Origin of the sequence: Halomonas sp. 25-S5, from assembly GCF_029889845.1 — a bacterium.
GTDB lineage: Bacteria > Pseudomonadota > Gammaproteobacteria > Pseudomonadales > Halomonadaceae > Halomonas.
Genome location: NZ_JARANV010000023.1, coordinates 34,854 through 53,370 on the forward strand (window position 1 = coordinate 34,854; position 18,517 = coordinate 53,370).

An 18,517-nucleotide genomic window follows, 5' to 3' on the forward strand; every position below is an offset into this window, starting at 1 on the left:
ACCGTGGAAGGAAACAACATGGACAGCAGCATGCAGCCACTCGACAAGACACTCCGCAACCGGCTCGACCGCACCGTGCGTAAGGCCCGCCCGGTGGCCGAACAGGCCGCCGAGGCCGCCCTGGAGCAGCTCGGCGTCGGCGAAGAGACCCCGCCAAGCTACCTCAGTGATGACCAGCGGGCCCTGCGCCGCCGGCTGCGCGCCCACGCCCGCAGCCTCGGTGACCCGCTCAAGGAGGGCGCCCAGGCGGTCACCCGGCTGATCGCCGAGATCGCCTACGAGCACTGGCACCGCATGCTGTTCGCCCGCTTCCTGGCCGAGAACGAGTTGCTGATGTACGACGGCGTGGCCGTCACCCTGGAGGAGTGCGAGGAGCTGGCCGACGAACGGAACGAGGAGAAAGCCGAACAGGGCCAGCGCACCAGCGGCTGGGCCCTGGCCGCCCGGCTGGCCAGCACCATGCTGCCCCAGGTGTTCCGCGTCGACAGCCCGGTGTTCGAGCTCACCCTGGCCGCGGAATACCAGTGCGAGCTGGAAGAACTCTTGGCCGGCCTGCCGGTGGAGGTCTTCCACGCCAGCGACAGCCTGGGCTGGGTCTACCAGTTCTGGCAGACCGACAACAAGGAGCGCATTAACCGCTCCGAGGTGAAGATCGGCGCCGACGAGCTGCCCGCGGTCACCCAGCTCTTCACCGAGCCCTATATGGTCAGCTTCCTGCTGGATAACAGCCTGGGCGCCTGGTGGGCCGCCCGCCGCCTGTCGGAAGCCGACCTGGCCAGCGCCGAAAGCGAGCAGGAACTGCGCGACAAGGCCAGCCTGCCCGGCGTGCCGCTGGCATACCTGCGCTTCGTCAAGGACGAGGAGACCGGAAACTGGACCCCTGCCGCCGGCACCTTCGACGCCTGGCCACAGAACCTCGCCGAGCTCAAGACCCTGGACCCCTGCTGCGGCAGTGGCCATTTTCTGGTCGCCGCCCTGCTGATGCTGGTGCCCATGCGCATGGAGCTGGAGGGCTTGAACGCCCGCGACGCCGTGGATGCGGTGCTGCGCGACAACCTGCATGGCCTGGAGATCGACCAGCGCTGCGTGGAGCTTGCCGCCTTTGCCCTGGCCCTTACCGCCTGGCGCTATCCGGAAGCCGGCGGCTATCGCAAGTTGCCCGAATTGCACCTGGCCTGCTCCGGCCTGCCCATCAGCGTGGCCAAGGAGGAGTGGAAGGCATTAGGGCTGGGCAAGAAGAATCTGACCATCGCCCTGGATTGGCTCTACGACAGCTTCAAGGACGCCCCCATCCTCGGCAGCCTGCTCGACCCCACCCGCACCAGCGCCGCCAAGATCGCCCAGTGGGAGGAGCTCTCCGAGGCGCTGAATCAGGCCCTCTCCCAAGAAAGAGTCCAGGAAGGCAGCGATGAGCAGCATGAAACGGCGGTGACCGCCCAAGGCCTGGCCAAGGCGGCCACTCTGCTGGGGGATCGCTACCACTGGGTGATTACCAATGTGCCCTACCTGGCGCGTGGCAAGCAGCATCCAAGACTTCAGGAATTCTGTGCCGACTATTACCCCGCCGCCAAGAATGACTTGGCCACGGTGTTCCTCGAACACTGCCTGGAGCTATGTGTGGAGGGTGGCACCACCAGCAATGTATTGCCGCAGAACTGGTTGTTCCTCGCCAGCTACAAAAAGTTTCGGGAAAAGCTGCTGAAGAATGATCGCTGGCATCTGATAGCGCGACTAGGCCCAAAAGGATTTCAGACGCCTATGTGGGACTTTAACGTTCAGCTGATCACCTTGAGCCGTGGGAATGAGGCTGGCCAGCCAGCAGACCTTCTGAATTCAGATGCTCAGGGAAACTTGCTAAGAGGGCTGGATGTTTCGGAACCTCGAACAGCTGATAAAAAAGCACTAGGGCTGATCAAATACGAAATAAAATACAACAAACAGAACGATCAATTAAAAAACCCCGACGCACGAGTGGTTCTTGGCGAACTTGAAGCGTCATCTCTTCTCAATGAGCACGCTTCTGCTTTAGCTGGAGTCAATACTGGTGACTACCCGAGGTGGGGAAAATATTTTTGGGAAATAAGAAAAAAAAATAACACCTGGGAGTATCAACAAAGCACGACGAATGAGCCTGGCCATTACAATGGTTTCTCACAGATTTTCAAATGGCAAAAAGGCGAGGGAGAGTATTTAAGATATATCAAGTCACTAAATGGAAGATTGGGCGGCTCATGGAAAAGAGGCGTTGATGTCTGGGGGATGAAAGGTGTAGTGATTAGCCAGATGGGCGAATTGCCTGCATCCCTTTACTCTGGAACAGCGTTCGATAGCAACGTGTCAGCAATAATACCTAACGATAAAAAAAATACAGCCGCCATTTTATGCTTCTGCTTATCTTCAATATTCAGAAACAAAATAAGAGAGGTTGACCAAAAACTTAATGTAACAAATTCAACATTAGGTAAAGTTGGATTCGACATCAACCACTGGAAAAATGTTGCTGAAGAAAACTACCCCCACGGCCTCCCCGAGGCCTACTCCGACGACCCCACCCAATGGATCTTCCACGGCCACCCCTGCGGCTCGGTGATCTGGGACGAGGAGGCCAAATGGACTGCCCACGGCCCGCTGCGCACCGACGATACGGTGCTGCAGGTCGCAGTGGCCCGGCTGCTGGGATACCGCTGGCCGGCAGAGCGGGACCCGGAGATGGAGCTGGCTGAGGAGCAGCGAGAGTGGGTCAACCGCTGTGAGGCGCTGCTCGGCCATGCCGACCGCGACGGCATCGTCTGCCTGCCCGCGGTGCGCGGTGAACGCCGAGCCGTGGATCGCTTAGTGGCCCTGCTGGCCGACGCCTACGGCGACCAGTGGTCTGCTTCCATCCAGAGCAAGCTGCTGGAGAGCGTCGATCACGCCGGCAAGGACCTGGAGAGCTGGCTGCGCGACAAGTTCTTCGCCCAGCACTGCAAGCTGTTCCAGAACCGCCCCTTCATCTGGCACGTCTGGGACGGCCTCAAGGACGGCTTCTCGGCGCTCGTGAACTACCACAGGCTCGACTATAAGGCCCTGGAGACCCTTACCTACACCTATCTGGGCGACTGGATCACCCAACAGAAGAAGCAGATCAACGACAGCATCGACGGCGCCGAGGCCCGCCTGGCCGCCGCTGAAGCGCTGCAGAAAAGCCTGGAGCTGATCCTGGAAGGCGAAGGCTATCCAGACCAGGATCACGGCTACGATATCTTCGTGCGCTGGAAGCCATTGGAGGAACAGCCCATCGGCTGGCACCCGGACCTCAACGACGGCGTGCGCCTCAATATCCGCCCCTTCCTGTCCGTCCCCGACGTCAAGAAGAAAGGCGCCGGCGTGCTCGTCCACAAGCCCAACATCCACTGGAAGAAAGACCGCGGCAAGGACGTCGAATCCGCCCCCTGGTATAACCTCGGCCCCCAGCTGGGCGGCGCCAAGGGCGACCGGATCAACGACTACCATTTGACACTTATGGCGAAAAGTGCTGCCCGCGAAATCGAGGAAGCTAAGCATGGCTAAACAATACACCAAAGCCCGGTTTTGGAAATGTGCCTTGCAGGTTAATCCGGCCGGTTATATTAAGTATCGTGGTCAGGAGCAATCCTCAACAGAGGGAGACTATAACCAAAAGTTATTGAACATCTGCCTAGAAGAAAACATCAATGTCGTGGGTATCGCTGATCACGGCGACGTGACTGGTGTTGATGCCATTCGATACCTGATGGCTCAGCATGATATTGTGGTCTTCCCTGGATTCGAGATTGCCTCCAGCGAGAAGGTGCATTTCGTTTGCCTATTCGCTGAAAATACCAGCTCACAACAGCTTGAACGGTATCTTGGCAACCTCAAGCTTCTAGATACAGAAGATGGCATTCGCCCCTCACGCCTAAGTGCAGAACAACTCATCGATGAAGTTGATCAACTTGGGGGATTCATCTATTCAGCACACTGCACCAATGACAATGGGCTATTGAAACGCCGATTAGATCATGTCTGGAAAAACACAAAATTACGAGCTGCACAAATCTCAAACGGCATTGAGGACCTCAGGGGCATCGAGGATGATTTCTATCGCAAGGTACTACTGAACAAGAATACTCAATACCAGCGAAAGCGGCCTATAGCCGTGATAAATGCCAAGGATGTAGAAGCGCCGGAAACGTTGAAAGAACCCGGTGCATCCTGCCTGATAAAGATGACAACCCCCTGCTTTGAATCTTTCAAGCTTGCTTTTCTTGATCCAGAATCCCGGGTACGCTTAAACTCTGATGTACCAAAAAATCACTCGTCGGCTATTGAGGCTGTAGAGTTTACTGGAGGCTATCTCGACGGAGTAAAAATCGAGTTTTCTGACCACTTAAATGCCGTAATTGGCGGACGAGGAACTGGAAAGTCTACGCTATTGGAGTGTATCCGATTTGCTCTGAGCATCCGCCCCTTAGGACAATCCGCCCAACGGCAGCATGATCAAATCATCAAGGAAAACTTGGGGCGTGAAAAAGGCCAGATAAAACTCAAGGTTCGTTCCTCTGCCATGCATGGGCGAACTTTCCAGATTTCCCGGCGTTTTGGCGATCAACCGGTAGTCAAGGATGAAAGTGGTGCGCTATCACCTTACACCCCTTGTGATTTGTTACCTAGGCTAGAAATATTCGGACAAAACGAAATATATGAACTGTCCCAAGACAGCAGTCGCCTCCACCTTTTATTAGGTCGGTTTTTAGAAGGAGGACAAGCATCCTACGAATCAAAAAGCCAGGAGATATTGACAAAGTTAAAAGAAAATCGGCAGGCGATAATTCGTGCCTATCAGCAGTTAGGTGACGTTGAATCCGAGGTATCTCAGCTACCCAAGCTGCAGGATCAGGTTTCTCAGTTTCAATCACTGGGGCTTGATGAAAAGCTAAAAGCCATACCCAAACTGGAAACAGAAAAGCGTCTTTCCGCCCGCATTGCCGAGGAATTGACTCAGCTTCAACAAGCTATTGAGTCAACTTATGACACCTTACCAGATACTATATTTTTAAGTGATCAGGCGCTTAAAGAATTACCTCATGCTGCCCTTCTCGTAGAACAGCGCAAGTTGTTAGACGAAGTTGGGACCCAAGTCAAAGACCTGCTCAACCAAGCCAACCAGAAGGTAGTAACCACCCAACAGGTATTACAGCCACTCCAACACCAGCTCACTGGTCACATTACCTCTTCGGAAGAAGACCTGGAAAAAGATTTTAAGGAAATACCTGCTAGTCAGGGAAAGAGCGGTCGAGAAATCGGGGCCCAGTACCAGTCGTTATTGCGTGAGATTGAGCGTATCAAGCCCATGAAAATGACCCTTACCCAGCGGCAAGCTCTGATTACCGAACTAGAAAATAAAAGAAAATCTCTATTAGCCGACCTTGGAGAGGCACGCACCAAGCGCTCCACCACACTACATCGAGCCTTGAAGAAACTAAACAAAAAACTAAAGGGTAAGCTAAAACTGATGATCGTGACAGAAGGTGATCGAGAGCCGCTTTTCCAGTTTTTTAGCAGTTGCGCCCTGGAAGGTGTCGGCCCAAAACGCCTCGCCAGTATTCGAGACGAGTGTTCAGAGTCTCCTGCGAGCCTGGCGGAATTAATTCGCAGTGGTTCTGGTGAATTAAAAATCAGCCTAAGTGGCATTGTCACACCATCCGTAGCCGAAGCACTAACCAAGCTGCCACGGAGTAAACTGTTAGAGCTTGAAGAGCTGGATCTTCCAGACTCTATTCAGCTGGAATTAAATGTTGGACACACTGAGGATGAGGAAAACTACCGCCCATTAGAAAGATTATCCACAGGCCAGCAGTGCACTGCAATTCTCCACTTGCTTCTTTTGGAAAACCAAGACCCACTTATTCTCGATCAGCCCGAGGATAACTTGGACAATGCTTTTATAGCCGATCGCATCGTCACTGAGCTACGATCAGCTAAAGTTGCTCGCCAGTTTCTCTTTGCAACTCATAATGCTAACATCCCCGTATTTGGAGACGCTGAATGGATTGGAGTGCTCAATGTTACTGAAGGTAAGGGCGAGATACCCAGCAACCAGCAAGGCGCCATAGACCTTCCTGAAGTTAAGCGCTTGGCGGCAGAGATTCTCGAAGGTGGCGAGAGTGCCTTTAACCAACGGCGTGAAAAATATGGCTTCGAGTAGGACATTCACATGTTAAAAACCGAACTGCTGGAGATTATCGCCAATAGCGAAAATTCAGGTGTCGAATTCAAACGAGACGATATTCGACCTGAACAGCTCGCCAAAGAAGTCGTGGCCATGGCCAACCTTAACGGTGGCATGGTAATACTGGGTGTCGAAGATGACGGCACCGTCAGTGGTATTCAGCGGCCGAATCTTGAAGAATGGGTAATGGATAGTGTCTTTGGCGCCAAGATACACCCCCTAATCCTGCCTTTCTACGAAGAAGTGAAGATTGACGATGAACGCCGTGTCGCGATTGTCTCTTTTACCCAAGGCATCACCAAACCTTACGTCCTTCGCCACCAAGGCCGTGAAGAGATTTACATCCGAGTAGGCTCGACATCACGCCTTGCCACTCGTGAACAGCAGGCGCGCCTATTTGCCAGTGGTGGCATTCTACACCCGGAAACGCTGCCGGTGACCGGCACAAACTTTCAGTCGCTCAACCTTGATCGTCTGGATGATTATTTGCGCAATGTCATCGAAGACCCTGACGTACCCGAGGATAAAGCCGAGTGGGTAGATCGTCTTCTTGCGCTGGGCTTTATGGTGGAAGGTATTGGCGACCAGGTGGTCTGTACCATTGCCGGACTTGTGCTTTTCGGTGTATCCCCGCGTCGCTATCTTCGTCAGTCGGGCCTTCGTGTGCTGGCCTTTGATGGTGAGGATAAAACCTACCGCGCCGAGCTTGATAGTATTCTGGATGCTCCCATTGTAGGCCTGTGGCGGCGAGATGAGCAGGGTAGCCGGCGCCTTGCAGAGAATGACTACGGACTTGTAGAACGCTTTATTGACACTATCGAGCCATTTATTTCCGAAGAAGATACAGATATTGATTCGGGATTCCGGCGTGAGCGCCGATGGCACTATCCTCGCGAAGCTATCAGAGAGCTTCTTATCAATGCGCTTGCTCACCGTGACTGGACTCGCTCTGTGGATATCGAAGTCGCGTGTTACTCGGATCGACTGGAAGTCATAAGCCCAGGGGCGCTGCAAAACTCCATGACGATAGAGAAGATGATCGCAGGGCAACGCTCGCCACGAAACCCACTTATTATCGAAGTTTTACGTGACTATGGCTATGTAGATGCTCGCGGCATGGGAGTACGAACAAAAATCATTCCTTCCATGCGCGAGCACAATGGCACTGAGCCACAGTTTGAACTAACAGATGATTATTTAAAGGTGGTGCTGAGGAAATAAAAATCGTTTAGTAATACGCAGGGAGGCTAGCAATGGCCAAGATCACCGATGCAGTGGACCCCGGCAATGCCGGGGGCAGCGTGCTGATCCCCGAGTTTCCGACGGAGCCCAACCGCCCCGTCACCTTCAAATGTGACAAATGCGGCGAGTTCTTTGCGGACCGTGAGGCGCGGCGGCAGCACGTCTTTGACCAGCACCCCTTCAAGCGCCCCCAGCTGCTCATAGGCAGCCGCATGGTCAAGGAGCGGGGCGAGGTGGTGGCCAGCCCGTTCCCGCTGGCGGACTGGGTGATCCAGCAGGCAGAGCGGATCGTGATCGACCAGCAAGAAGTGACCAACCGGCAGGCATGCCGCCGACTCAACGAGATCACCTCGGGCTTCCATGAGGTCACCCTGACCAGCGCCGACTACTCGGTGACCTACCATATCGAATTCGAAATCCCTACCGAGGCACAGCTGGCCGCGGTGGAGCGGGCCTTCAACACCCTGATCGTCAACCAGCCGCTGGAAAGTGATCGTATCGCCCAGTTCATCACGGAGGCCAAACAGAAGGATGGTGCCAGGTACTACCTGGAAGGCGTTAGCGACTTCCTCTACGGCGTGCTGGCCAAGGATCAGCGGGGCGGCTCCAGCCTTGGCCACGATGGCTACTCGGCGAAATACCACGCTGCCCGCGAGGCACTCCGCTTCCTCTACCGCCCACTGGCCAACCTGATCAAGGCGCTGGTCAACTTCAACGATAACGCCTTCAGCGAGGCGGAAGCCCTGGCACTCGCTGGTCAGGTCGCCATCGCCTGCCGGGTGCTGAACGGGCTACGCGCCGGCAAGCACTGCCCGGCCCCCGATACCAGGGTTGCTTCCGGCCATAGCCTACCGGTGGATACCCTGACCGCCGAGGTCATGCGCTTCTGCAGCCTGCCGCTGGCAGAGCAGCAGGAGCAGCTTCCGCAGCTTGTGCAACTGGCCAGCAAGCGGTTCACCACCGACCACGACCGGGTAAAGATCCAAGTACTGGCCATGAATACCTGCTGGGGTGCGGGCGACCATGAACAGGCTGCCGCCTGGGCCAAAAAGCTTCGCCACAGCCCGCTATTCGAGACTCTGGCCACCCGCATCATCGAGGACGTAGAGAATGAGTGACTCCCCTAAGGAAGACCGCAAGACTGTGCCAATCATGAACAAGGCGACCGGCGCCGTCTCAGGAGGCGTGTCTCGCGGGAAGAAGCCCAACAACGACGAGTCCCATCGGGGAACCGATACCTCATCGTCGACTGCGTCCCAGCAGACGTCAGCGACTGGCCGGGACAGGCGGCCCAGTGGGCACTATCTCGCAAGCGAAACTGACCAGGACGCAGCGACGGTATCGCCTTCATCAGGGCAGGAAGGGACCAACAAGAATGACAACTCCTCCGGCAAGGGTCCCAAGGGCAGTAAGCCGGTCACGCGTGTCTTTGATATCATCAAGCGTTTCTATGCCTCCTCGGGCACTCCTAAGACGATCACCGAACCGGCCCTGAAGAAGCTGGAGGAGCGGACGCTCTCGGCAGCTCAGCGCTCGGAGCTTCTCGACCTTGCCCAGCGCGAGGACGACTCGCTCGCCCGTACCGTCAACCTGGCCTTCGCCGCCTTCGAGGTCCACAGCAATCGCACCATCAAGGACCTGCTGCTGAAGTTCGCCATCGACGCTGGCCGGGAAGGGTTCGATCTCCCCATGGAGCCTGCGGATGACTGGCTACCGCTCAGCGACGAAGATCGCCTCCCCGCCAAGGAGCTCTTCAGGCGCTACGCCAGCCGAGCGCAGCAGGTGGGAGCCGACAAGGATATACAGGCCAAGGACAAGGACAAGGACAAGGACAAGGACAAGAAGGAGCGTCTGGCCAAGCTGCGGAATATGCTGTTCCTGAGCCTGATCTGGCAAGCCAATCAGGGGTGGGCCGGAGAAGACGAGATCCTGCGCTTCCTGAGGGCGGAGGGCGTGTTCACCACCAGCACTCACTACCCCACCCAGGCCAAGGAGGCACTACTGAAGGCGGCCTATACCCAGGTCACTGCCGACTTCTCTCCGCTGGGCTGGCTGTCGCGCCAGATCGAGAACACCAGGACCAGACAGGAAAGCGAGCTGGAACGGCTGGAGCGAGACGCAAAGCGCCTCACTGCCGAGCGCGATCAGGCACGCCAGGAGCACACGGCCCTGCGCCATGAGCACGAAGCCCTGCTGGCCAGGATTGAAGAGCTTGGGCAGGCGCTTAATCGGGAGAAGCAGAACGCCCAGACCACCAGCGTCCACCTTGAGGATGACAAGCACCGGTTGCGCTCCCAGGTGACCAAGGCACTGAAGAGCGAGGTGCCCCGCCTGGAGGAGGCGCTGACCGCTCTGCAACGCGACCCGCCCAAGCTGCATATCGTCTCGCACTACGTGGATGAAACGCTTGGCCATCTGAAGAAGATCCTGCGCGATACGGAAGGAGAATGATATGGAGGTCTTCGGCTTCGATTTCGGCACCACCAACAGCCTGATCAGCCAGGTCATCGGCGGTCAAACGGTGGTATTCGACCAGGGGGATGAGCCCTACCCTTCCGTGGTGTGTTACGAGGGCGACAGCGTCATCTGTGGCAGCGAGGCCAAGAAGCGCCTAGCCACCCACGAGATTGGTGTCATCGGCAACGTCGTCCGCTCACCCAAGATGCTGCTGGACCGGGAACATGTGCATGTCGATGGAGTGCCGCGGCGCCCCCGCGACATGGTCGCTGATGTCGTCAAACACGTCGTGAGGGCCACCGAGGAAGACCGGCGTTACAAGCTTGATCGGGGTATCGGTCGGGCCGTCGTCACGATTCCCGTCGATATGGATGGCAGACAACGTCGCGAGCTGCGTGAGGCCTTTCACCAGGCGGGCTTGACCATCGAGCAGTTCGTGCATGAACCCATGGCCGCACTCTACGGCTACCTGCGCACCAAGGAAGATCCGGAAAACGAGATCCGCCGCCTTGAAGGGCAATACCTGCTGGTATTCGACTGGGGCGGCGGCACCCTGGACCTGACCTTGTGCCAGGTGCAAAAAGGCATGCTCGTGCAGATACGAAACGACGGTACTCACGGGCTCGGTGGCGATGTGATGGACGAGGCGATCCGCCGTGAGGTCGAGAAACGCGCCGTCGAAGCGGCAGGGCTCGGTTCCGATGAGGCGGACATTAACCCTGATGCCAGCCTGCGCCTTCTGACCCGGGCCGAGGAAGCCAAAATCAAGCTCTCCTCGCGGGAGCAGGAGCCCATCTACATCCCGGCATACTTCCGTAATGACGTGAAGGACCCTGATATCGACATCCTGCTGACCCGCAGCGAGCTGGAGGAGATCATCGGTCAGAAGATCCGCCAGGGGGTGAAGCGTGCCAAGACCCTGATCGAATCCGCCGACCTGACCACCTCGGATATCTCGCTATGCCTGGCGACCGGCGGTATCGTCAACATGCCGGCAGTCAAGTCGGGCCTCTATGAGATGTTCGGCGCCACCCGGGTCGAGATCTCTGAACGTGGCTTTTCCATTATTTCGGAAGGGGCCGCCTGGATCGCTCATGATCGCGCACGCCTGCGCCTGGCCAAGAACATCGAGGTCCATGTGGCGCGTAACGCATACTTTCCCGTCATTGGCGCAGGCTACGAAATGCCCACCGCCGGGGATGTCAGCGAAGCGGAGAGGCTGACGCTCTACTGTACCGATCCTCGGGACGGAGTCGGCAAGATCAGCCTGCTCTCCCCCATCCGCCACGGGCGCCAGGTGCAGCCCAACGATTCTCGCCAGCCCTTGGCATCCCTGAACATCAAGGTCGAGCCCTCGATGCAGCAACTGTTCGAGCGGATCATGCTCGACCTGGAGGTGGACGATGACCTGATCCTGCATGCCTCGGCGAAGTCAGCCATCAAAGGAGACAACGACTACCGGCCCATTCACGAGCTGGAATTCGGCCTGGACATCATGCAGGGAATCACCGGTCATTCAATGAACGAACCACAAAAGCAGAGCCGCGGGGCCGAGAAAACGGCAAAAAAGCCTAAGGGTCGCAGCAGCCAGAGCGAGCAGCCGGTAGGCAGCGTCCTGCTGCGACCCAATGTGGCCAGGTACGAGGATATCTCGCTGGTACCTGGAGAGGCCCTGATCAGGAAAGAGATGACCAAGCCTGGTGGCCACTTCAACCGTATCGAGGAGCTAAGCCCGATACAGCGCGAAGAGCGGGCATGGTATGCGGCCTGCAGTTACTGCGGGAGGCGCGCCGGGGATCCAAAGTGTCGGTGTCTATCGGGGCGCTGACACCATAATCCTTCCAGAATGAATAAGCTCTTTCTGGCGAAGCAGAGTCAATATGGACGGGACAGATCATCGATTACCACCTCACGCTGGCGGCGAAGCGGCAGGCGCGAGCTCAAACCACGAAGGAGCCTGGCAATGATCAAATCCCTAATTATTGAAGGGGTCGGCCCGGCGCCGAAGATGGCATTGGACTTCGGCTCGCGACTCAACCTGCTGACCGGTGACAACGGCCTGGGCAAGAGCTTCCTGCTGGATATCGCCTGGTGGGCGCTGACGCGCAAGTGGCCGGCGCAGATCAACCCCAAGCTGACATCCGGCAACATGGCCAGGCCCACAAGCGGTGAAGGGAAGATCACCTTCGAGTTCACGGGCAAGGCCAAGGCGGAACGCTACACCAGCACCTTCAAGCCCAAGGAGCAGGACTGGACGGGGCGACAGGGACGTCCCGCCAACCCGGGTCTTGTCCTCTATGCCATGTCCGACGGCAGCTTTGCCGTCTGGGACCCCGCACGCAACTACTGGGTGGCACATAAGAACCTGGATACCCAGGAACGGCAGCCGGCCTATGTCTTCAGCCCGGCCGAGGTCTGGGACGGCTTACGCACCGATGACGGCAAGTGGCTATGCAACGGCCTGATTCGCGACTGGGCGGGGTGGCAGAAGGAGAACGGGCAGGCGTTCCAGCAACTGAAGACGGTGCTGGAGGTACTGTCTCCCTCCCCCGAGGAGCTGCTGGCACCTGGCGAGCTGACCCGGGTCAGCCTGGATGACGTGCGCGATATCCCCACGGTACGCATGCCCTATCAGCAGGACGTGCCGGTGATCCATGCCTCTTCCGGCATGCGCCGTATCATGGCGCTGGCCTACTTCCTGGTCTGGGCCTGGCAGGAGCACCGTCAGGCCTCCCGGCTGCTCCAGCAGTCCGAGACCCACCAGGTCATCTTCCTGATCGATGAAGTGGAGTCCCACCTTCATCCCAGCTGGCAGCGCAAGATCGTACCGGCGCTGCTCAAGCTGATGGATAGCCTGGCCCAGGAGGCCGAGACGCAGCTGATCACCGCGACACACTCGCCGCTGATCATGGCCTCTGTCGAACCCTGGTTCGATCACCAGCAGGATGCCTGGTTCGATCTGGATATCCACCGAGACAAGAAAAACAAAGTACCTCGAGTACAGCTGACCCGCCGGGAGTTCATTCGCCGCGGCGACGCCAGCCGCTGGCTGACCAGCGAGGCCTTCGATCTATCCAGCGCTCGCTCCGAGGAGGCCGAGCAGGCATTGAGCGACGCCTCCGAGGCACTCAAGCGCGAGGATTTGAGCCAGAAGGAAGCCTTGGAACTGGATAGGCGATTGCGCGAGGTCCTCGGCGATACCGACCCCTTCTGGATGCGCTGGCGGTTTGTGGCGGAACAGAAGGGGTGGTTGGAATGATTCCTGTGGTGCCGCAACCCGAACCTGCCGAATTCGATGCGCGCGTGCGTCAGCGTGGCAGTGCCTGGCTACAAGAGCGAGGCTGGCTCCGCCCTCAGCCCTTGCCTGCTGGCACGGGCAAGGAGCTCCCGACCTATTGGCGAGAGTGCCTAACCGATCTGCATAGTCGTTACAGCGGTATTTGCGCCTATCTCTGTGTCTACATCGAGCGCGTGACCGGCGGCGCTACGGTGGATCACTTCGTGGCCAAGTCGCCACGACCGGACCTGGCCTACGAATGGAACAATTATCGCCTGGCCTGCTCGATCATGAACAGCCGGAAGAGGGACTACAGCAAGGTCCTGGACCCCTTCAAGGTGCAGGATGGCTGGTTTCGACTGGAACTGGTCAGCGGCAGCATTTACCCATCGCCCGAGCTTGAGGGTAAGCAGCAAGAGCAGGTGGCAGACACCATCGAGCGACTCGGACTCGACGATGCGGGCAACCGGGAACTCCGTGCCAGGCACTTTCAGGAATTTCTGGAAGGCGAGTACACGGCCGCGTTTTTGCGCAAACGCTCTCCCTTCGTGTACCGGGAAGCCCTGCGACAAGGACTGCTGCCATGACGCTGCTCGACCAACTTAGACACCCCATCCGCGGCGCCGCCGCCTACAACCCCGATGTGCAGGCCGCCCCGGCCTGCATCCTGTGGCCGGACCGCGAGCGGCTGTGGGAGCCGGTGATCGCGCAGATACAGACCGAACTGCCTGAGCTCCTGGTGCTGGGCGACTATGCCCCCGAGCAGCGTCGCGGCCCGGCAATCTGGCTGCGCTGCGCCATTGCAGGAACGATAGACGACATCGAGCTGGACGAGGAGACACCGCCGATCCTCTACCTGCCGGGCGTGGGGCGCCAGGACCTGCGCGCCGTCAGCGAGTGCCCAGAAGCCTTGAAACCGCTGGCGGAGCTGCAGTATCGAGGAGCGCTCTGGTCTCAGATCAACGCCAAGGACTGGACGCCGCGGGCGTTTCTTTCCTCCCAGCAGGGTGGGCTCGGCCTTGAGATCGCCGGGGACGCTGCAACCCGCCAGGCGCTGCTGGCCGCCCTGCCCCGGCTACTGAGGGAATCACTAGCCGACCTTCAAGGCCGTCATCTGGACGCCGAGGCCTTCAATACCCTGCTCACCGGCGGCGACCCGGTGCGCGACCTGCTGGACTGGCTCAATCAGCCCGACGCCATGCGCTCCAGCTGGCCCCTCCACGAATGGCAGGCCTTCTGCCAGGTGTGCCTCTCCCGCTACGGCGTACACCCGGAGAAGCAGAGCGTACTGGATGCGCTGGAACGCTTTACCCAGCGCCAGGGCAACTGGAAGACAGTCTGGGCGCGTTTCACCGAGGCCCCCCGCCGCTACCCACAGCTGATCGAGCAGCTTGCGCAGCTTACGCCACCGGATCTTGGGCTCTTCCCCGAGCCTGACGACATGGCCGTCTGGCCACAGCTCAACCGCCAGGAGGAGGAGCGGCTCTATCATGCGCTGTGCGCGCTGGGTCAGCTTCCAGCCCATGAGGCGAGAGAACGGCTGGGAGCCCTGGAGCAGGAACACGGCCATCGCCGCGACTGGGTATGGGCGGAGTTGGGCGAAAGCCCGCTGGCCATGGCCTTGGCACCGCTGGCCGAGCTGGCAAGGGTGACGGCGCGCAGCCTGGCGGGTGGCCAGGCGGAGGATATGCGCCAGGCGTACCTGGACAAGGGCTGGAAGGCCGACGATGCCCTGCTCCGAGCACTGGAGCAGGTCACCGGCCAGCGCGAACAGGAGGCCATCTTCGCGGCGATACGCGCGATGTACCTGCGCTGGGCCGACGAGGCCGCCCGCCACCTTCAGAAAGTATGGCAACCGGGTGTTGATGGCCTGAAGCGCGGCGAGGCATCTCCCCATGCCCAGCCAGGCGAGTGTGTGCTCTTCGTGGATGGCCTGCGCATGGACTGCGGCAAACGGCTATCCCAGCGCCTTGTCGCCCAAGGGCTGGAGGTCGCCGAGCACAGCACCTGGTCGGCACTGCCCAGCGTGACCGGCACCGGCAAGTACGCCGTGGCGCCCATCCTGGGTAGCAACGCCATCCAGGAGGAACCGGACGGTTATCAGTTCACCCCCATCACCCGCCACATCTTCCAGAAACTGCTGCGCGATAACGGCTGGCAGGTGCTGGAACGCCGCCAGGTGGAACAGCTGCACAAGGAGACCCTGGACACTTCCCGACCGGCCTGGTGCGAGTTCGGCGATATCGATCATGCCGGCCATGAGCGCGGCTGGAAGCTGGCCCAGCACGTGGATGACATGCTGGCGGAGGTGGCAGAGCGCATCCAGGTGCTGCTGGCCCAGGGTTGGTCACAGATTCGCATAGTCACCGATCACGGCTGGCTGTTGCTGCCGGGCGAGCTGCCCAAGACCGAGCTGCCGGCGAGCCTGGCGGAAACCAAGTGGGGGCGCTGTGCCGCGCTCAAGCCGGGAGCCCATACAGACGCAGCGCGCTTCCCCTGGTACTGGAACGAACAGGTACACTTCGCCCTGGCGGAGAGCATTCACTGCTTCAAGGCGGGCGAGACCTACACCCATGGTGGCCTCAGCCTTCAGGAGTGCGTCACACCGGAACTGGTGGTGACCGGCAGCGCCGGCGCCAAGCCCTCGGTGCTGATCGATGATCTGGTGTGGAAGGGGCTGCGCTGTACCCTTGTAGTGGAAGGCGACAGCGACGGGCTGACGCTGGATGTTCGCCGTCATGCCGGCGACGCGGCCAGCAGCCTGGTGCTCTCACCCAAGCCGTTCAAGGCCGGTGGCAAGGCCTCGGTGGTGGTCGAGGACGACGACCTCGAAGGAGAGACCGCCTACGCCGTGGTGCTGGACGACGGTGGCCAGGTGATCGCCCAGCGCTCCACCACCATCGGCGGCAGTGAATAGCCTTTGATAACAGACGCCCTTGAGAACAGACATACGGAGACGTCATGGAACTCGATGAACTGGATCGCAAGGCGGCTGAGCTGCTGGATGGGTACCTGGTGCGCAAGGACCTGGTGCGCACCTTCGCTCGGCAGTTTCCGGTTCCCACCTACGTGGTGGAGTTCCTGCTCGGCCGCTACTGTGCCAGCACCGATCCGGAAGAGATCGAGGAGGGCCTGGAGGTGGTGCAGCGGCAGCTCAAGTCGCGCACCATCAAGGCCGGCGAGGAGGAGCTGTTCAAGGCCCGCGCCCGCGAGAAGGGCGAAATCAAGATCATCGATCTGATCCAGGCCCGCCTGGACACCAAGAACGACACCTACATGGCCAGCCTGCCCAGCCTGCGCCTGACCGACGTGCGGATCCCGGATGACCTGGTCAGCGAGCACGAGCGGATGCTGACCGGCGGCTTCTACGCCGAGCTGACCCTGGAGTACGACGCCAGCATCGCCCAGGAACAGGGCGGGCGCCCCTTTGGCATCCGCGCCCTGCGCGAGATCCAGCTCTCCAAGCGCGACGTGCTCGACGAGCTGGCCACTGCCCGCCGTCATTTCACCACCGAAGAGTGGAAGGCCTTCCTGCTGCGCTCCACCGGCATCGAGCCAGCAGGCCTCACCGAGCGCCAGAAGGACGCCCTGCTGCTGCGCATGGTGCCCTTCGTGGAGCGCAACTTTAACGTCGTCGAGCTGGGGCCACGCGGCACCGGCAAGAGTCACCTGTTCCAGCAGGTCTCGCCCTACGCGCACCTGATCTCCGGCGGCAAGGCCACCGTGGCCAAGATGTTCGTGGATAACAATTCTGGTCGCAGAGGCCTGGTGTGCCAGTACGACGTGGTCTGCTTCGACGAGGTGTCCGGCATCTCGTTCGACAACAAGGACGGCGTCAACATCATGAAGGGCTACATGGAGAGCGGCGAGTTCTCCCGCGGCAAGGAGAGCATCCGCGCCGATGGCTCCATCGTGCTGGTGGGCAACTTCGAGGTGGACGTGGAGCATCAGCAGCGCATCGGCCACCTGTTCGGTCCGTTGCCGGAGGAGATGCGCCACGATACCGCCTTCATGGACCGCATCCACGCCTTCCTGCCCGGCTGGGACGTGCCAAAGGTCAGCAAGGAGCTGCTCACTGACCACTTCGGCCTGGTCAGCGACTTCCTCTCGGAGTGCTGGAGCCAGCTGCGCAACCAGAGCCGCGTCTCGCAGTGGCAGGGGCGGGTCTTCTTCGGGGGGGCGCTATCCGGCCGTGATACCAACGCGGTCAACAAGACCGCCAGCGGCCTGCTGAAACTGCTCTATCCTGGCGATGACCTCCCGCTCAGCGACAATGACCTGGAGTGGGCGATTCACATCGCCATGGAGGCGCGCCGGCGGGTCAAGGAGCAGCAGAAACGCATCGGCGCCGCCGAGTTCCGCAACACCCACTTCAGCTACACCATGGGCGAGGATGGCGTGGAGACGTTTGTCGCCACCCCAGAGCTGCAGAGCGACAACAGCATCGGCAGCGATCCACTGGAGCCCGGCCAAGTATGGAGCATCAGCCCCGGTGGCCAGGCCAGCAACGGCCAGGAGGAGCATCCGGGCCTGTACCGCATCGAGGTCAACGAGGGCCCGGGCACCGGCGTCAAGATCCTCAACAAGCCGGTGCCCTCCGCCTTCAAGGAAAGCATCGGCTACGCCGAACAGAACCTTTACACCCGCGCCGGCCAGCTGGTCGGCGACAAGGAACCCCGACAGCATGAGTTCACTATCCAACTGCGCGCCTTCGATGCCGCCAAGGCCGGCACCAAGTTGGGAGTCGCGGCGCTGATCGCCATGAGTTCAGCATTGCTCAAGCGCAGCCTGCGCGGGGGGCTGATCGTGATCGGCGAGATCAACCTGGGCGGCTCCATCGAACCCATCCACAACCCGGTGACCCTGGTGGAAATTGCCGTGGAGAAAGGCGCCACGGCGATCCTGATGCCGGTCACCTGCCGCAAACTGCTGTTCGACCTCTCCGACGAGATGGCCACCAAGGTCGGCATCCAGTTCTACCTGGATGCCCGGGACGCGCTGCTCAAATCGATCGGAGATTAGACTCGGGAATACCAAAGTTATCATCGTACCAAGCTGGAGATTTCTGCCCGTGCCACAGCGTCAAGCCTTGCGATTTGAACCTGGCGGCTCGCTCGCCCGAGCCCAGCTTTCCAGGGCACGCCCCAGGCGCATGAGACCGTAGACCACGAAGGGCACGGCGAGCATCAGCGCCACGCCCCAGTCGCGATTGTTGATCAGCCATACCAGCGGCAGCACCAGCGCCACGGCGACCAGGCACCAGGCCGCCATGGCGAGGATGAGTCGGGTTTGTGTGGTCATGGCGGAACTCC

11 protein-coding genes are annotated in these 18,517 nt (G+C 59.5%); 10 read left to right on the forward strand and 1 reads right to left on the reverse strand.

The features are described from left to right. Positions 1 to 18: 18 nt before the first annotated feature. The 10 genes from OP498_RS14845 to brxL all read left to right on the forward strand — a co-directional run bounded on the left by OP498_RS14845 (position 19) and on the right by brxL (position 18,227). Entirely contained in the window at positions 19 to 3,549 is a 3,531-nt protein-coding gene (locus OP498_RS14845; RefSeq protein ID WP_280554158.1) for an N-6 DNA methylase, read from the forward strand. After that, on the forward strand, positions 3,542 to 6,205 hold the full coding sequence (locus OP498_RS14850; protein ID WP_280554159.1) for a TrlF family AAA-like ATPase: 2,664 nt from the start codon (positions 3,542 to 3,544) through the stop codon (positions 6,203 to 6,205). Before OP498_RS14845 ends, OP498_RS14850 begins: the two co-directional genes overlap by 8 nt. A gap of 9 nt (positions 6,206 to 6,214) precedes the next feature. Next, a complete protein-coding gene (locus OP498_RS14855) occupies positions 6,215 to 7,450 on the forward strand; it encodes an RNA-binding domain-containing protein (protein ID WP_280554162.1) in 1,236 nt (411 codons plus the stop codon). A 32-nt stretch (positions 7,451 to 7,482) separates the two neighbouring features. Further along, the gene (locus tag OP498_RS14860) at positions 7,483 to 8,589 is read left to right on the forward strand and encodes a hypothetical protein (RefSeq protein WP_280554164.1); all 1,107 of its coding nucleotides are present in this window, start codon (positions 7,483 to 7,485) and stop codon (positions 8,587 to 8,589) included. Continuing rightward, on the forward strand, positions 8,582 to 9,922 hold the full coding sequence (locus OP498_RS14865) for a hypothetical protein (protein ID WP_280554166.1): 1,341 nt from the start codon (positions 8,582 to 8,584) through the stop codon (positions 9,920 to 9,922). Before OP498_RS14860 ends, OP498_RS14865 begins: the two co-directional genes overlap by 8 nt. A 1-nt stretch (position 9,923) precedes the next feature. Continuing rightward, a complete protein-coding gene (locus OP498_RS14870; RefSeq protein WP_280554168.1) occupies positions 9,924 to 11,756 on the forward strand; it encodes an Hsp70 family protein in 1,833 nt (610 codons plus the stop codon). 135 nt (positions 11,757 to 11,891) lie between these two features. Beyond that, the gene (locus OP498_RS14875; RefSeq protein ID WP_280554170.1) at positions 11,892 to 13,187 is read left to right on the forward strand and encodes an ATP-binding protein; all 1,296 of its coding nucleotides are present in this window, start codon (positions 11,892 to 11,894) and stop codon (positions 13,185 to 13,187) included. Beyond that, positions 13,184 to 13,792 (forward strand): hypothetical protein, encoded by a 609-nt coding sequence (locus OP498_RS14880; protein ID WP_280554172.1) that lies wholly within the window; start codon positions 13,184 to 13,186, stop codon positions 13,790 to 13,792. The genes OP498_RS14875 and OP498_RS14880 overlap by 4 nt, the downstream gene beginning before the upstream one ends. After that, positions 13,789 to 16,122 (forward strand): BREX-1 system phosphatase PglZ type B, encoded by a 2,334-nt coding sequence (gene pglZ / locus OP498_RS14885; protein ID WP_280554177.1) that lies wholly within the window; start codon positions 13,789 to 13,791, stop codon positions 16,120 to 16,122. The genes OP498_RS14880 and pglZ overlap by 4 nt, the downstream gene beginning before the upstream one ends. A 44-nt stretch (positions 16,123 to 16,166) precedes the next feature. Further along, positions 16,167 to 18,227: a BREX system Lon protease-like protein BrxL gene (brxL, locus tag OP498_RS14890; RefSeq protein WP_280554179.1), complete on the forward strand. Its 2,061-nt coding sequence runs from the start codon at positions 16,167 to 16,169 to the stop codon at positions 18,225 to 18,227. Positions 18,228 to 18,287: 60 nt separating this feature from the next. Here the strand turns inward: brxL and OP498_RS14895 are convergent, their stop codons facing one another. Then, the gene (locus OP498_RS14895; protein ID WP_280554181.1) at positions 18,288 to 18,506 is read right to left on the reverse strand and encodes a hypothetical protein; all 219 of its coding nucleotides are present in this window, start codon (positions 18,504 to 18,506) and stop codon (positions 18,288 to 18,290) included. Positions 18,507 to 18,517: the final 11 nt, after the last annotated feature.

Coding starts and splice junctions, on each gene's coding strand:
- OP498_RS14845 (WP_280554158.1), top strand. CDS start 19: ATGGACAGCAGCATGCAGCCACTCGACAAGACACTCCGCAACCGGCTC.
- OP498_RS14850 (WP_280554159.1), top strand. CDS start 3,542: ATGGCTAAACAATACACCAAAGCCCGGTTTTGGAAATGTGCCTTGCAG.
- OP498_RS14855 (WP_280554162.1), top strand. CDS start 6,215: ATGTTAAAAACCGAACTGCTGGAGATTATCGCCAATAGCGAAAATTCA.
- OP498_RS14860 (WP_280554164.1), top strand. CDS start 7,483: ATGGCCAAGATCACCGATGCAGTGGACCCCGGCAATGCCGGGGGCAGC.
- OP498_RS14865 (WP_280554166.1), top strand. CDS start 8,582: ATGAGTGACTCCCCTAAGGAAGACCGCAAGACTGTGCCAATCATGAAC.
- OP498_RS14870 (WP_280554168.1), top strand. CDS start 9,924: ATGGAGGTCTTCGGCTTCGATTTCGGCACCACCAACAGCCTGATCAGC.
- OP498_RS14875 (WP_280554170.1), top strand. CDS start 11,892: ATGATCAAATCCCTAATTATTGAAGGGGTCGGCCCGGCGCCGAAGATG.
- OP498_RS14880 (WP_280554172.1), top strand. CDS start 13,184: ATGATTCCTGTGGTGCCGCAACCCGAACCTGCCGAATTCGATGCGCGC.
- pglZ (WP_280554177.1), top strand. CDS start 13,789: ATGACGCTGCTCGACCAACTTAGACACCCCATCCGCGGCGCCGCCGCC.
- brxL (WP_280554179.1), top strand. CDS start 16,167: ATGGAACTCGATGAACTGGATCGCAAGGCGGCTGAGCTGCTGGATGGG.
- OP498_RS14895 (WP_280554181.1), bottom strand. CDS start 18,506: ATGACCACACAAACCCGACTCATCCTCGCCATGGCGGCCTGGTGCCTG.